This is a genomic window from Cyanobacteria bacterium GSL.Bin1 (assembly GCA_009909085.1).
Classification (GTDB): Bacteria; Cyanobacteriota; Cyanobacteriia; order Cyanobacteriales; family Rubidibacteraceae; genus Halothece.
Genome location: JAAANX010000068.1, coordinates 1 through 15,680 on the forward strand (window position 1 = coordinate 1; position 15,680 = coordinate 15,680).

At 43.7% G+C, this 15,680-nt stretch carries 13 protein-coding genes, 1 tRNA gene and 1 other RNA gene; 6 read left to right on the plus strand and 9 right to left on the minus strand.

What is annotated here, in order from left to right:
* Nucleotides 1-2,023: glutamate synthase subunit alpha (locus GVY04_08735; GenBank protein ID NBD16220.1), on the minus strand; the 2,023-nt coding region annotated here is incomplete at its 3' end.
* A gap of 492 nt (nucleotides 2,024-2,515) precedes the next feature.
* A complete protein-coding gene (locus GVY04_08740; GenBank protein ID NBD16221.1) occupies nucleotides 2,516-2,770 on the minus strand; it encodes a DUF3146 family protein in 255 nt (84 codons plus the stop codon).
* Between the two features lie 112 nt (nucleotides 2,771-2,882).
* Here GVY04_08740 and GVY04_08745 point away from each other — a divergent pair, with 112 nt between their 5' ends.
* Nucleotides 2,883-4,337: a DUF697 domain-containing protein gene (locus tag GVY04_08745; protein NBD16222.1), complete on the plus strand. Its 1,455-nt coding sequence runs from the start codon at nucleotides 2,883-2,885 to the stop codon at nucleotides 4,335-4,337.
* Nucleotides 4,338-4,508: 171 nt separating this feature from the next.
* Here GVY04_08745 and GVY04_08750 read toward each other — a convergent pair whose 3' ends face one another.
* A complete protein-coding gene (locus GVY04_08750) occupies nucleotides 4,509-4,973 on the minus strand; it encodes a pentapeptide repeat-containing protein (GenBank protein ID NBD16223.1) in 465 nt (154 codons plus the stop codon).
* 207 nt (nucleotides 4,974-5,180) lie between these two features.
* Between GVY04_08750 and GVY04_08755 the strand changes: the two genes are divergently transcribed.
* From GVY04_08755 to ssrA, 4 genes are all read left to right on the plus strand, one after another.
* Entirely contained in the window at nucleotides 5,181-6,206 is a 1,026-nt protein-coding gene (locus GVY04_08755; GenBank protein NBD16224.1) for a methyltransferase domain-containing protein, read from the plus strand.
* A 161-nt stretch (nucleotides 6,207-6,367) separates the two neighbouring features.
* Nucleotides 6,368-7,819, plus strand: a complete 1,452-nt coding sequence (locus GVY04_08760) for a two-component sensor histidine kinase (protein NBD16225.1) — start codon at nucleotides 6,368-6,370, stop codon at nucleotides 7,817-7,819.
* 160 nt (nucleotides 7,820-7,979) lie between these two features.
* Nucleotides 7,980-8,825 (plus strand): M48 family metalloprotease, encoded by an 846-nt coding sequence (locus GVY04_08765; protein ID NBD16226.1) that lies wholly within the window; start codon nucleotides 7,980-7,982, stop codon nucleotides 8,823-8,825.
* Between the two features lie 61 nt (nucleotides 8,826-8,886).
* Nucleotides 8,887-9,277, plus strand: a transfer-messenger RNA (tmRNA) gene (gene ssrA, locus GVY04_08770).
* Nucleotides 9,278-9,281: 4 nt separating this feature from the next.
* Here ssrA and GVY04_08775 read toward each other — a convergent pair.
* From GVY04_08775 to GVY04_08800, 6 genes are all read right to left on the minus strand, one after another.
* Complete coding sequence (locus tag GVY04_08775; GenBank protein NBD16227.1) at nucleotides 9,282-9,470, minus strand: protochlorophyllide oxidoreductase; 189 nt, start codon at nucleotides 9,468-9,470, stop codon at nucleotides 9,282-9,284.
* A gap of 74 nt (nucleotides 9,471-9,544) precedes the next feature.
* Nucleotides 9,545-10,876 carry a sensor histidine kinase gene (locus GVY04_08780; protein ID NBD16228.1) on the minus strand — a complete coding sequence of 444 codons (1,332 nt, stop codon included), beginning with the start codon at nucleotides 10,874-10,876 and terminating at the stop codon, nucleotides 9,545-9,547.
* A 260-nt stretch (nucleotides 10,877-11,136) separates the two neighbouring features.
* Nucleotides 11,137-12,825: a CTP synthase gene (locus GVY04_08785; protein ID NBD16229.1), complete on the minus strand. Its 1,689-nt coding sequence runs from the start codon at nucleotides 12,823-12,825 to the stop codon at nucleotides 11,137-11,139.
* 88 nt (nucleotides 12,826-12,913) lie between these two features.
* A complete protein-coding gene (locus tag GVY04_08790) occupies nucleotides 12,914-13,243 on the minus strand; it encodes a divalent cation tolerance protein CutA (protein ID NBD16230.1) in 330 nt (109 codons plus the stop codon).
* Nucleotides 13,244-13,259: 16 nt separating this feature from the next.
* On the minus strand, nucleotides 13,260-14,186 hold the full coding sequence (locus GVY04_08795; GenBank protein NBD16231.1) for a hypothetical protein: 927 nt from the start codon (nucleotides 14,184-14,186) through the stop codon (nucleotides 13,260-13,262).
* 234 nt (nucleotides 14,187-14,420) lie between these two features.
* Nucleotides 14,421-15,305 carry a hypothetical protein gene (locus tag GVY04_08800; GenBank protein ID NBD16232.1) on the minus strand — a complete coding sequence of 295 codons (885 nt, stop codon included), beginning with the start codon at nucleotides 15,303-15,305 and terminating at the stop codon, nucleotides 14,421-14,423.
* A 108-nt stretch (nucleotides 15,306-15,413) separates the two neighbouring features.
* Between GVY04_08800 and GVY04_08805 the strand changes: the two genes are divergently transcribed.
* A tRNA-Arg gene (locus tag GVY04_08805) sits at nucleotides 15,414-15,486 on the plus strand.
* The last annotated feature ends 194 nt before the right edge of the window (nucleotides 15,487-15,680 follow it).

A 15,680-nucleotide genomic window follows, 5' to 3' on the forward strand; every position in this document is an offset into this window, starting at 1 on the left:
CGGATTCGAGAACAATGCCGACGCGGGTGCGCGTGCCTTGACGGATCAGGTGGTGATGTAAGCCAGATACTGCTAAGAGGGCGGGAATGGGCGCCTTGTTTTTATCAAAATCGCGATCACTGAGAATAATAATGCTCGTGCCTTGCGCGATCGCGCGATCGGCTTGCTGACAGATTTCCTCAATGGCAGCTTCTAACCCCGCAACCCCGGTTTTCGGGTCAAATAAAATTGGTAGCGTCAGGGATTGAAAGGCGCCATCCAACTGTTTGAGCTTCGCCAGTTCAGTATTCGTGATAATTGGGGTTTTTAATTTGATCAGATGACAACTTTCCGGCTTCGGATCGAGTAAGTTTCCTTCTGCACCAATAGTGGTGACAGGAGAGGTAATAATTTCCTCCCGAATCGAATCAATCGGCGGATTCGTCACTTGCGCAAAAAGTTGCTGAAAATAATCATAAAGGAGCTTTGGACGCTCGGAAAGAACCGCCAAGGGCGTATCTGCCCCCATCGAACCAATTGCTTCTACCCCATTTTCTGCCATGGGTTTGATTAACAGCCGCAGTTCTTCAAAGGTATAGCCAAAGCTACTCTGTTTTTGGATCGTTGTTCTTTGTCCTTTGTTATCCAATGACGAATGACTAATGACCAATGACCAATTCGGTTCCGGTAAAGACTCTAATGGGACTAAATGCTGATCTAACCAATCCTGATAGGGCTGTTCTTGAACAATCGCTTGTTTAATCTCCTCATCGGCAACGATGCGTCCCTCTTCCATATTGACCAGGAACATCCGCCCGGGTTCTAACCGCCCTTTTAACGCGACCTGTTCCGGGGCGACGGGTAACACCCCTGCTTCCGATGCCATAATCACAAAGTCATCTTTGGTGACGTAGTAGCGAGACGGACGTAAGCCATTGCGATCGAGCACCGCTCCCACCATTGTCCCATCGGTAAATGTTGTGGAAGCCGGACCATCCCAAGGTTCCATCAAACAGGAATGATATTCATAAAATGCCCGTTTCTCCTCACTGATTGAATCATCCGTCGTCCACGGTTCTGGAATCATCATCATCACCGCATGAGGCAGCGATCGACCCGCTAAAACCAAAAGTTCTAAGGTGTTGTCAAAAATACTGGAGTCACTGCCATCAATATCAATTAAATCCTGCAGCTTTTTCAGGTCATCGCCAAACTGTTCCGACTCAAACAATGAGGCGCGGGCGTGCATCCAGTTGACATTACCGATAATCGTGTTAATTTCCCCATTGTGGGCAATGTAGCGATAGGGATGGGAGCGTTCCCAACTGGGAAACGTATTGGTACTAAACCGAGAATGAACTAACGCCAAAGCACTTTTCAAATCTGGATCGCGGAGTTCGGGATAATAATCTCCCACCTGCGTCGGCATCAGCATCCCTTTATAAACCATCGTCCGACAAGAGAGACTCGCCCCATACCAAAACGAATCCCCCATTTCTCGACGAATCGCTTGAAAAGCTCGCTTGCGAATGACAAAGAGTTTGCGTTCAAACGCGGCTTCATCTAAGCCGGTTCCTCGTTCAATAAAAACTTGCTGCATGAAGGGTTCGCTCCCCTGGGCGGTTTTCCCCAGAGAAGAATCATCCGTTGGTACATCACGCCACCCTAAAACCCTTTGTCCTTCTTCGGTCACAATCCGTTCAAAAATGCTCCTTCCCTGCTCTCGGATCGCCGGATCGCACGAGGCGTAAATCATGCCAACGCCATAGGCTCCAGCTTCCGGTAAAGAAATATTATTTTGCCTTGCAACTTTTTGCAGAAACTGATGGGGAATTTGCATTAAGATTCCTGCCCCATCTCCGGTATTGGTCTCTGCGCCACAAGCACCGCGATGTTCCAAATTCTTTAACATCGTCAAAGCCTGTTCCACAAGTTCATGGGATTTTTGACCGTTCATGTGGACAATAAAGCCAACACCGCAAGCATCATGCTCGAAGCGGGGATCGTATAGACCCTGTTTGAGTGGCAGTTGATAATCATTCATTTTTGCAAATTTTCTCTCAAAAACAGACAGTTTTAATCTTTGATGAGACGTTTCATGGAACGTCTTAACTCTATTATTGGGGATTAATAATCATTTTTACCCGATATGAGAAATATTTTAAGTCTCATAATTCGCATAAATAACAAAAATTAGTAGGTGCAGTTTACTCTTGCAAACCGACTCAAAAGCCTAATCGCACAATTGGCGATCTATGCAATAATGATTTCATTCTACAAAAAAGAGTCACCGTAGAGTCTGCTTTTTTAATTAAATGTTCAGAATTAAATGACAAAACTTAGCTTAATTTTTTATTAATTCGATATTTTTGTAACAATGATTACTGCTCTAAAACGTTTTTTCTTCATGAGCTAGAGGCTAAATTTTTCTTATTCGTTCGTTGTTTTTACCTGATTCCCTTTCTAAATACCTTTTTGATTGAGTTTTCAGAAGCGGGTAGCTGATCACTCATTCCGACTCTCTCGCCATTCCATACTATAATTTGGCTCGGACTGTAAATTCATAATCCCCTCCTGGCTCGAGTTGATAATCACATCGTTCTAAAAACCGTTCTAAGGGTTCGCTAATTAAAGCCCTGCCCAAAGAAGGCTCGACAATTAAACGACTTTGCCGGAATTGCCACTGAAATGACCATTCATAACTCCCGGCACTGACCTCTCCTTCAATTTGTCCTTCCCATAACGATTGGCGGATAATACGAACATAGGCAGTTGTTTTGGGTACACTCACCACCGACTCCCTGGATCAATGACTCTCTTCCGGATCACGATAGCAAATCTCCACAAAGGAGGACGTTATTTGTTATTGATCAATTAGCAGTGCATTTATCTTGAGGTCGTCTGTGGCTAAATCTGATTCTGAGCCAATTAACAAGGAAAAAGGGCAAAATGATGAGTTAGACGAAGTAATTTTTACCTTTGAAGAGATTACTGCGGAAATTAACTATAAACAAGCTCAAGATTCTTTAAGAAGTATTGTTCAGCAGATTGATCTCACCGCAGAAGAACAGTCTGGGCTAGAATCAGAGATTAACTATCTAACAGCAATGTTAGATAAATTAGAACAATCTGTCGTCCAAATTGCTGCGTTTGGGATGGTGGGCAGAGGAAAGTCTTCGGTGTTGAATGCTCTACTTGGGGAAAATGTCTTTCAAACTGGTCCTTTGCATGGGGTGACACGGACCATTGGCAGTGCCAATTGGGAATTAACTGAAGAAAGTCTAGGCAATAGCGATCAAGAGATTTTGCGGGTGTCGTTACCGAGTAGTGAGCAAGCCAGCATTCAATTAGTGGACACTCCCGGTATTGATGAAGTGGATGGGGAAACCCGCGAGTTAATGGCCCATCAAATTGCCAAGCAGGCTGACCTAATCTTGTTTATTATTGCTGGGGATATCACGAAGGTTGAATATAATGCCTTGTCACGGTTGCGCGAGGTAGGCAAACCGATGCTGTTGGTGTTTAATAAGATTGACCAATATCCAGAAACCGATCGCGCTGCGATTTACGATACCATTTGCAGCGATCGCGTCAAAGAACTACTCACTCCTGAAGAAGTGGTGATGGTAGCAGCTTCTCCCTTAGAACGACGAGGGGTGCCCCAAGCGGATGGTTCAATCCGAGTCAAAACGCAGCAGGGAAAGCCCCAAGTTCAGGAATTGAAAGGGAAAATCTTGGAGATTCTTCATCATGAAGGTAAATCTTTGGTTGCCCTCAACACAATGCTGTATGCCGATGAGGTCAATGAACAGATTTTACAGCGCAAGCTAGAAATTCGATCTGAAGCCGCAGAGGCACTGATTTGGAAAGCGGTAATGACCAAAGCGGTTGCTGTGGCGCTCAATCCCGTTACCGTTTTAGACTTATTTACCGGTGCTGTCGTCGATGTCGCAATGATTTTAGCCTTATCTCGATTGTATGGAATTCCCATGACCCAATCGGCCGCGATCGCGCTCTTACAAAAAATTGCGATTAGTATGGGCGGGATTAGCGCCAGTGAAGTGTTAACCACCTTAGGCTTAAGTTCTCTTAAAGGATTGTTAGGACTCTCCACCTCAGTTACTGGGGGTGCCTCATTAATTCCCTATGTTTCCGTTGCGATTACGCAAGCGGGAGTTGCTGGCGTTTCTTCTTACGCCATTGGTCATGTCAGTAATACTTATTTGGCAAATGGAGCTTCTTGGGGATTAGATGGACCCAAGGCAGTAGTCAAAAATATTCTGGATTCGCTGGATGAAGAGTCAATCTTAAACCGCATTAAGGGAGAATTACAATCTAAATTATTCGTGAAAGAGTAGAGTAGACTGTGTTTTTAACTGCTGCCTTCAACTGATAACAGAAAAATATATCACTTCTGAGCTGGGTGAAGTACGGTGTTATTGGTTTAGGGAATGGGGAACAGAACAGAAGTAATTTTCTTCACTAGCAGTATTCGAGATGCGATCAATAAACTTAGGAAGTAATTAATATCACGACCAGCTGATCCACCGATGATCGATACCCGAGTCAGTTGCAACTTGCTGTAACTCAGCATCACCAATGTTAGCCCCTGTCAAGAGGGCACCATTGAATTCAGCATCAGTTAACGTCGCACCACTTAAGTCAGCATCAGTTAAATCGGCACCGCGCAAATCGGCACCGCTCAAGTTCGCTCTCCCGAGTTTTGCCCCGACCAAACTTGCTCCAATCAAGTTTACTTGACTCAAATTGGCACTGCGCAAATCAGCATGATCAAGGTCAGCATTCGTGAGATTAGCACGACTGAGGTTACTGCTAGACAGCGTTGCTTCGCTCAAGTCAGCATTGCTCAAATCAGCTGCGCTGAGATCAATTTGTTCGAGATAGGTACCCTTGAAATTTGCTCCATGTAAATAAACACCGCAGAACGTTTTCTCTCCTTTTGCCTTTCGGTAGAGTAGTTGATTGGCATTCATGTTTCATACCTCTCAATTCAGTTTTTTTAAAATCGCTCAAATGAAGATTCTTATTACTTAAAACTTTAGACAAAAAAGCAAGGGATTGTTACGTTATCTACCTATTTCTTTACAAAATTTTGTGGCTCTCTAAAAAACTTAAAAGAAAGGCTTTATATTGATTGGTAGCGAGCAGTAATTTTTATGCATTTTGGCATAAATAAGAAAATGAATAATCTCAAAAGATTATCTCAATTTGCCTCAAATCTCATTGCTTGTGGTCCACTCTATGCAATTGCAAACTACAGAATTCATGCACCCTTTCCTCTAGAAGCCTCAGAAAATTGGAAGTTTTGGACTGAGCCAAAATCATCTTGGCTTGAGTCTTTGCTGAAAGCTTATCCGCCAGAGTCACGCCGAAAAGCGTATCTCGATTCTATGCTTAAGCAAAATCATGCAATTGGCATTGCAGCCCATTACGATATATCCAACGAATTCTATGCTCTATTTCTTGATACTAAGTACAAATTCTATACTTGTGCTGAATTTCTTAGTGATACAGAAACGTTGGAAGAAGCGCAGACAAACAAAGCTCAATATCTTCTCTCTCTCTTAAACTTAAGCGGTCATGAGAAGATTTTGGATCTGGGATGTGGTTGGGGGGCAATGCTAAAATTTCTCGAAGATTCTGGGCATCAAGGTGAGCTAGCAGGATTTACTTTATCACAAGAGCAACTGCGCTATAATCGCGAAAAATTAGGGTTTAATGTCTCTCTTACCAACTTCATTACCAAGCCATTTGAGAATGCACCTTATGATCGTATCCTCTCGATCGGAGCTTTAGAACACGTTAGACCTCAGGAATTAAAAGCGGTGTATCAAAAAATATATGATGCCCTGACGCCAGAAGGTCTAGCTGTGCATCAATTCTTCTCCTTTGAGCGCGAACCTTATCCTGCTTCAGCAGTTTTACTGCAACTCTTTTTCCCTGGTTCCCTTCTTGCTCTCCATCGTCAGCATATTGAGGTAGCAGAACAGGTTGGCTTTAAAATTACTCATGACTCAATTCATGACTACAAACCAACCATTAAAGCATGGTATGACAGATTAGTGGAAAATCAAGAGAAATCATTAGCATTAGTGGGTCTGCAAATTCATAATCGCTACATGACTTTCTTTCCCATTGCTTGGTTATTTTTCCAACATCAAGAAGCACAGCTACATCGAATGGTCATGGAAAAGCCTTCTCGTTAGACGACAAATCGGTACTGTCCTAATTTATAGTAGTTGAAGGAGAAACGATCACTTCACTCGTCCCTCAATACAAATTTGATAGTCCAGTCAATCAAATTCAGTCTCTTCTCAGGATAATCCTTTAACTTAGGAGTGGTAACGGCTGAACTTTTTGATCGGTGATGACCCTACTTCATGCTTGGCAAAAGAAAATTCATGGTGCATTCAAGACTTGGAATCCGCAATCGCTACGGTTTCGTCTCACAATTGGTATTGCTACCGTATCAGCAGTGGGTTTGGGGGGGGTTGCAATTTGGCTTGGATGGAGTATGAAGCAAATTCTCATCGCTGCTCACAAAGAGAATATTGTCTATTTAGCCGAGCGCATACCGCAAGATATTGAGATTTATCAGGACATGTATCCCCCGCAGGAAGCCATGCAAAAGGCAGTGCAAAATTTGAGTCGGGATAATGTCTTTCTCTGGATTGAAAATGAACAAGGACAGTTGATTGCGCGTACGGGTGGTTTAGAAGCGCCGCAACCCTTACCTGTATCCCCCTCATTTTCCATGTTTCCTTTTTCTGGGGTTGCTGTTTCAGAAGTTGAAGATCGCTATTGGATCCTTTGCGCCAGCGCTTTAACTGTCAATAATCAAGCTGCGGGTAAATTGTATATCGCTCAAGATATCAGCCCCGACCAAATTATGTTTTTGCAAATGATTAGAAATTTGGGCATTGCAACAGTTGTCGCCATCGGAGGGATGAGTCTCGCGGGAGGGATCTATATTGCGCGATCGCTGGTTCCTCTCCATCGCATTTGTCAACTCACAGAAAGTATCTCAGCGGATCAACTGGGAGAAGCAAAAATTCAACTGAATCGTGCTCCCACGGAAGTGAAACAATTAGCTGAGCGTTTTGATGAAATGTTGATGCGTTTACATACAGCCTGGGAACAGCAACGTCAATTTGTGAGTGATGTTTCTCATGAGTTACGCACCCCCTTAACGATTGTGTCGGGTTACTTACAAAGTGTACAACGGCGAGGAGATAATTTAAGTCCACCGCAACGGGACGCCTTAGCCATGGCAACCTCAGAAGCGGATCGCACCATTCAACTCTTACAAGATTTATTGACTTTAGCCCGTATTGATAATGGTCAGATGCAGTTTCAAATGGAGAGAGTATCCTTAAACGTATTTGTACAAGAAGTAATCAGCCTCACTGAGCAATACCACGATCGCGCTGTCGTTTACGAAGGAACGACTGACCCAGTTTTTGTTAATGTCGATGTTAATCGTCTCAAGCAAGTGCTACTGAACCTCATCGACAACGCTGTGAAATATTCCGAACCCGAACAACCCGTGCTCCTTAACTTAGAAACAAAAGAGAATATTGCCCTCTTAGCAGTAAGCGATTATGGGATGGGGATTCCGTTTGCTCAACAAAGTCGCATTTTTGAACGGTTTTATCGAGTCGATGATGCCCGTTCCCGCTCGACAGGTGGCACTGGGTTGGGTTTATCCATTGTCAAGACCTTAGTTGAGGGGATGGATGGCAAAATTACGGTGACTTCCCAGTTAGGAGTCGGAACAACAGTGACGGTTTCGTTTCCTTTAGTACAGGGGAGTGATTAGTTTGTTTCAGTGTCACTAATTTTTTCCCTTCCTGTCATCAAATCGTAACTAACGTTTTTCACATCAATTTGTGCCGATTCTCTTTCTTACCTAGCTGCGATCCTGATTGAGCAATTTCTTGCTAGAACTAAAGTAACCTCCTCATTCTTGATTAATCCTTATGAAGACCGTACTCTTGAAACTCCTAAAACCCATGCAAAAGCGGTGGCGATATGGACTCGTTTCCCTCTTGATTGCCACTGGCTTAGTGATTGGGACTCCCCAAGTAGCACAAGGGTTTTCTTTTTTCGATCTCCTCTTCCGAGGCGTGCAAGTCTTTCAACTCTCGAATATGTCTGACCAACAAGAAGTAAAGTTGGGAAGAAAAATTAATCAGCAACTAGTTGAAAATGAAATTACTTTATCTGACAATTCTCAACTGAATGCTTATGTTGATCGCATTGGTCAACGTCTCGTTCCTCATAGCGATCGTCCTGGTCTTCCCTACACCTTCCAAGTGGTTGAAGATGACAGTATTAACGCCTTTGCTACTATGGGCGGTTTTGTCTATATCAATACAGGCTTGATAGCAACGGCAGACAATGAATCGGAATTAGCCAGTGTTGTTGCTCACGAAATTGGGCACATTGCCTCTAGACACGCCGTTGAACAAATGAGACAACGCGCGATCGCGCAAGGACTCCTCTCGGCAGCCGGATTAGATGAAAGTAACGCGGTGCAAATTGGCGTGGAATTAGCAGTGAGTCGTCCTAATAGCCGTCAAGATGAATTAGAAGCTGACGAGAGAGGGTTAAGGATGCTTAGGCAAGCGGGTTATGCCCCGATTGGAATGGTGACCTTCATGGAAAAATTACAACGGCAAGGGGGCGCCCCGCCGAGCTTTTTAAGTACTCACCCTGCCACAGGTCAGCGTATCCAAGTCCTGAAAGCGCAAATGAATAATCCAACTCAGGGGGATGGCTTAAACGCCCAAATCTACCAACAACGCACCCAAGCCTTGCGGTAATAACCCCTACTCTATACTTGTCAAAACTTGAGTCAATCCTTTATCATAGTAAATGAAGCACGGGGCCGTAATGGTTTCGACAGGCTAGTAAAAGCCACCCCGTGATGCAGGCTGAGAGTGAGTCTACTCTCACAAATCAAGGCTCAAACAAATAGTAATTGCGAACAACATCGTTCCTTTCGCTCGTAAGGCAGCTGCTGTTGCCTAAAAAAACCTCTAACTAGGTTCGAGCACTCATTGTCTGACACCGTTAAGGGCAATGGGTAAAACCCCAACGGTTGCTCGCTTGAACCATCTCTGGTTGGTCAAGCGCTAAGACTTCACCAGAAGATCCCTTTCATCCGGGATCAAGGATGAGCCCCGTTGCCCAGGGTAAGAGCAACTAAGCCTGTGAATGAGCGAACGGTCAATAGCTAGCCTGGACAGCAGTTCGATTCTGCTCGGCTCCATTTTAGATTAATTCCCAAACTTTTGGCGGGCTTCTTCCACCATTTCCGCAGTGACCACTTCGGAATGATTAGCATAAGCTATTTCTTCAACTCGCTGGCGGGCTTGAGAGCGCACAAAAAAGGGAATATTTTTCAATTTCGCTTGGGCTTGCGGGGTCCATTTCAGCCCCGAAAAATAGTTTTGAGATTGATTCATAGGAAAAATACTCCTTAATCGAGAATTCCATTACCTTCTAGTGTCTCGAATTAGCTCATCAATCGACACTGAACTTAACAGATTTTTGTATAAGCTTCAGTATGGCTGACCGGAAGTGTGACGGTAAAGGTTGTTCCTTGTTCAGGTGGACTCTCAACAGCAATTTGTCCTTGATGGTTATCAACAATCGCTTGCGCGATCGCGAGACCCAGTCCAGCACCGGTTGTGCCTTTGCTGGTGCTAGCTTTGGGATAAGGAGACACCCGATAAAAGCGATCAAACAGATGGGGAATTGCCGTTTCTGGAATCCCTTTTCCCGTATCTTGGACTTGCACCTGTAAATAGGGATGATGGTTGCGTTTGATGGGTTTGATCTCGATGCTAACGGTAGCTGCGGTTTTCTCTTGATCGGAGATTGAATGTTCAATCCCGTTACTGATCAGGTTCGTAAACAACCGCGCCAACTGATCCCAATCTCCTATAACGGTCAAAGCTGTGTCGGATTCAGGAAGATTTAAACTAAGTTGAATCCCTTTTTGCTGCGCGATCGCGCTTTGTTCTTCAATCACTGCCATCAATAAGGCATCTAAGGGAACCGATTGCTGTTCGGTTTCAATCATCCCACTATCTGATCGCGCGAGGAATAATAAATCATTGACCAGTTTTCCTAAGCGTTGGGTCAAGCGTTCAATGACTTGTAACTGCTGTTGCTGTAACTCACCATCGGGATACGCCAACGCCATTTGAACATTGGTTTGAATCATCGCAATGGGATTCCGTAATTCATGAGAAGCATCGGCGGTAAATTGTTTGAGACTCTGATACGATTCCTTGACCGGTTGAATGGCAATTCCTGATAACCACCAGCTTATTCCCGCCACACAAACCACAACCGCACTAATCCCAATAATTAAATCTAACAGCAACTGTCGGATGGGCTTAGTTACCTCAAACCAAGGATGACTGACGCGAAGATAGCCAAGGGTTTGTTTGCCTAAAGTGACGGGTTCGGTTACTTGTCGGAGAAGATACCCCGAAGCCAAATGCACCGTTTCTGTAGAACGATTTTTATGCAGCGGATAATTCAGTGATTCGGAAAAAGTTGACCACACTAATTCCCCTTGCGGGCTAAACCATTCTAAATCGATCCGGTCATCTTCCACTGTTTCAGTATCATTGCGAAAACTCGTTTCAATATCAAGACGATAGCCGTTATCGCCGGTGGCAACCGGTTGAATGACCAGGGAACGCTCAACGACTTCTACCACGTGCTTTAAGGTATCGTCAATTCGCTCAATTAGGGTACTACGAACATAAAAATAGACGCCCGTGGCAAATAGCAGCAAGAGAACTGCAGTTACTGTCGCGTACCAGAGGGCTAAGCGTCTCCGTGTGGTTTGGAACATCTTCGTACTGCGTGATGAATTCCGCATTCTAGTCGTCGGTCAGTTTTGAAATGATGGATCGAGGTGGGATGGGGGAGACAAGGAAGACAAGGGGGACAAGGGAGACAAGGGAGATAAGGGAGACAAGGAGAGTGGGTGAACCAATGACCAATGACCAATGACTAATGACTAATGACTAATGACTAATGACTAATGACTAATGACCAATGACCCACTAGAGGGTAAGGGGAAGCGATCCTTGTCTTCCCTAAGTTCCCATTCTAATTAATTACTTCTGCCGGGACATTTCCGCCCATGCCCACTTGCATTTCTTGCACGGTTTTTTTGGAGACGGAGGGGACAATTTCAAAAGAATATTGGGCCATGGCTGCTTCCACAAACCCTAAGAAGAGAGGGTGAGGCTGATTGGGACGAGAACGGAATTCCGGATGGAATTGGGTGGCAATAAAGAAGGGATGATCCGGGCGTTCAATCATTTCCACCAAGCGCCCGTCAAGAGAAGTTCCACCAATGGCGTAACCACTTTCCAAGAAGAGACTACGATAAGCATTATTAAACTCATAACGGTGGCGATGACGTTCGTAGATCACTTCCTGTTGATAGAGACTGTAGGCGCGACTATCGACATTTAAGCGGGAGGGATATAAGCCGAGACGCATCGTTCCCCCCAGATCAATCACATCCTGTTGTTCTGGCAGCAAATTAATCACTGGATTCGGAGTATCTGTATCAAATTCAGCACTGCTAGCTCGTTCCAGGTTAGCAACATTCCGTGCCCATTCTACAACTGCGCAGTGCATTCCCAAACAAAGTCCTAAGAAGGGAATATTATGAGTGCGTGCATACTCAACGGCTTGAATTTTGCCTTCAATGCCCCGAATACCGAAGCCACCGGGAACAATGATCCCACTGATATTGTTCAGGTAAGTTTCTGGGCGATTTTCTTCGATTTCCTCAGCATTCACCCAACGGAGTTTGATTTCACTACCCAGCGCGATCGCGCCGTGACGAAGGGCTTCGACTAAGGAGAGATAAGCATCGCTGAGTTGAATATATTTGCCAACAATCGCGATTTCAATCCCTTGCTTCGGACTCGCCATATTTTCCACGAGGGTTTGCCATTGCCGCAAGTCGGGTTGTCGCTGTTCTAAAGCTAATAATTCTAGGGTTTGCTGGGCTAAGCCTTCTTTTTCTAAAATTAAAGGCACTTCATAAATACTAGTGGCATCTTGGGCGGTAATCACCGATTCGACGGGGACATCGCAGAATTCAGACAGTTTTTCTTTGAGATTTTCTTCTAAAGCGCGATCGCAGCGACAGATCAAAACATCCGGTTGAATCCCAATCGAACGCAGTTCTTTTACTGAATGCTGGGTAGGTTTGGTTTTCATTTCCCCTGCTGAGGCAATCCAGGGGAGTAAAGTAACGTGCATATACAGTACATTATTACGTCCTACTTCTTTCCGAAATTGCCGAATCGCTTCTAGGAAAGGTAATGACTCAATATCGCCAACGGTTCCCCCTACTTCAGTAATCACAATATCGGGGTTGGTATTTTCAGCCACACGATGAATCCGTTCTTTAATTTCTTGGGTAATATGGGGAATCACCTGTACGGTTCCCCCTTGATAATCGCCGCGACGTTCTTTGTTAATCACTGCCTGATAGATCGAACCAGTTGTAACACTATTGAGACGTGACATGGACGTATCAGTGAAGCGTTCATAGTGTCCTAAGTCTAAGTCGGTTTCCGCACCGTCATCCGTAACGAAAACTTCTCCATGCTGAAACGGACTCATGGTTCCTGGGTCAACGTTAATATAGGGATCAAGTTTTAAGATGGAAACAGAATAGTCACGGGACTTAAACAACCGTCCTAAACTGGCAGCAACAATTCCCTTACCAATACTCGAAACGACACCACCGGTAACGAAAACAAACTTAGTCATAGCCCAATACCTCAATCTACCTGTTTTATTGTGCCACAGGTATTTTTCATCTGAAATCTTACCCTTGATGAGGTCAGATTTTCCTTACTTACTCTGGAGACACACTTTCCCCAATCCACTGCAAATAAGCGGTTAATCCCGCTTGGATCGGGAGGGCAATAATTTCCGGAACATCATAGGAGTGGAGTTCACGAATGCGCGTTTCTAATTGCGAGTAGTAATTTAAATCCGTTTTAATGATCAGCTGCCATTCCGGGTCGCTGTGGACTTCATTCTCCCAAGTGTAAACCGAATGAACCGGCATTAAGCTGACACAAGCGCCATATTTTTCTTTCACAATCGCTGACGCGATCGCGCGAGCTTGTGCTTCTGATTCTGCGGTGACTAAAACAACACCATATTGCTGGTTTGTACTCATTTTTCTTAATTAGTCATTATCTCCATAACGCCATGTGATTGGGGAGAGTTTGATAATAGTAGCTGTTCCCCTGGGGAAATTGGGCAGGTTCTAACGGTAAACTACTCATCATTTCTCCCATTTGGGGTAATTTAGCACCGTGAAGGTAAGCTTTTTCCAAATTTGTACCTTTTAAAGTTGCACCGGTGAGGTTGGCTTCTTTTAAGTTGGCTTCTTGTAAACAAGCGTGAGATAAATTGGCTTGTTCTAATCCGGCTTGGACTAAATTGGCTTGAGACAAATTGGCTTGTTCTAGGTTTGTCCAATGTAAGCGCGATCGCGTTAATTTTGCCCCTGATAAATTAACCCCTTCTAAATTTGCCCCACTGAGTCTTGCTTCTACTAAATTTGCCCCTGACAAGTCAACATTTTTTAAATTAACAACTTTGAGAAACGCTCGTTTGAGGTTCACTTCCTTTAAAGAGGCGTCTTGTAGAGAAGACCGGGTTAATCTCGCTTCTAATAGATTCGCCCAATTTAAGTTTGCTGCTTTTAAGTTCGTTTCTCGCAAATTCGCTTGATAAGCATTGACCCCACAAAGATTGGTTCGTTCTAAATTGGAGCGCTTGAGGTTAATATAAGACAAATTACCGCCACATAGCCTCGCCCCAGTTAAGATAGAATTCATCATAAAGCTGCCTTGAAAAACTGCCTTGGTAAGCTCAGCATTCTCAAAGCTACTATCGCTGAGTTTAGCGTAACTAAAATTTGTCCAATTCAACTGTGCTTCATCAAAAATTGATTTGGTTAAGAACGCCCGGGTGAAATTAACGCCGATTAAATTTGCGCCAGTAAAATCAACAGCAATCAAAGTAATTCCCGTTAAGTCGAGACCACTGAGATCGACCCCCCGAAAATCTCTTTCTCCCTGATCATAAAGCCTCAGTAAACGGCTAAGTTTCATGGATTAATTCCTTCTCTAATCTTTGTTTCACTAACACGAGTTGGCAGTTGATTACATCACTAATGGCACTAGCTATTCCCTAAATCAACGCTTCATACTTATTTTAGAATTGCGAGTATTGAATCACCAACTCTTGCTAAGTGATTTCAGAAGAATTAATAAAACTTAAATTTTTCTGCAATTGTAGGAAACCCAACGGAGAATTCTTCATCAACGATTGTCAAGTTTTAAGAATTAATTGTTAAGTTCAGAAGAAAGCATGTAAACTTTTCCATCCATTAAGATTCGTTTAATTCCTTTGGCTTCTAACTGTTCTTTGGTTTTTTGGATCATTTGACCATCAGGAACTTTAATCACTTTTTGCGAACGATTGGAAAATCGTCTAGCGACGCGATGATTATCAAAAATCGGTAATGTTTTTTGTTGCGTTTCTACACTCGGAATTTTACCCAAATCACTAAATTCTTTTAGGGGTTTGGTAATTAAATTAGCCCCGCGGTCAATAACCAAGTAACAGGTTTTAGGAAACTTTGCTTGCGATAAAGGTAAAACTTCTACTTCATTCGCTTCTGGTTTTTGATCGCGTTTGACAGTGGTTTCTTCTTCTTCCCAATCTTCCTCTTCTGTGTCTTCTAAATCATCATCATCTCCGACATCTTCCCCAAACATCGCTTTAATGACACTAAAATCAATTTCATCGACATTTTCTGTTTCGTCTTGTTCGGGAGACAAACTTGTTTTTAGACTTGTATCGCTAGCAGTCAACGATCCCTCACTTTGCTCACTTTCAGAACCATTTTCAGTTGTCTTAGCTTGAGAAATTGAGGGGGAATCTGCAGAATTAGCAGTAGAAAATTGAGGGTCTTGATTCTGAGTTTTTTCCGTTTCAGCTGAGTTTTGATGGGAAGAGGAATGAGAACGAGATTTTTGTCGGTTATGACGTTTCCTTTGAATCAAATTGATGTATTCTTCGCTTGATAAGTTATTTCTTAAAATACGACTAACCGTCGAACTACTCACCTGAAAGCGATCCGCTAAAGTCGCTGTTGTTTCATCAGTTTGACGATACAAACGGACCAGTTCTGTTTTTTCCTCATCGGAAAGTTTTCTAGGACTCATAGGTAAGCTCAGGTGATTCGGTTAATGTCGTTTCAAGAAACTTGCTTTTCCCATCCTACTATCTTTTGGGGGGGGCTGATGCTATGATAAAATATAACTTTCTGGTAAGGGTGTGTAACTCAGTGGATAGAGTAGCTGCCTTCTAAGCAGCGAGTCGCAGGTTCGAATCCTGCCACACCCGTTGATTTCGAGAATATGTAAATCAACTGACTTAAATCTGAATTACTATTGACTGGCGACATAGCAAACTTTATAACCCACATTCCGCACCCTCAACTGTCACATTGTCCATTTGGCGATCATATCAAGGGGAATTGATTGATTCCACCATCAAACTTCGGAGGAGAATCAGGGTAAATTTTTCTCGCTTCTCAT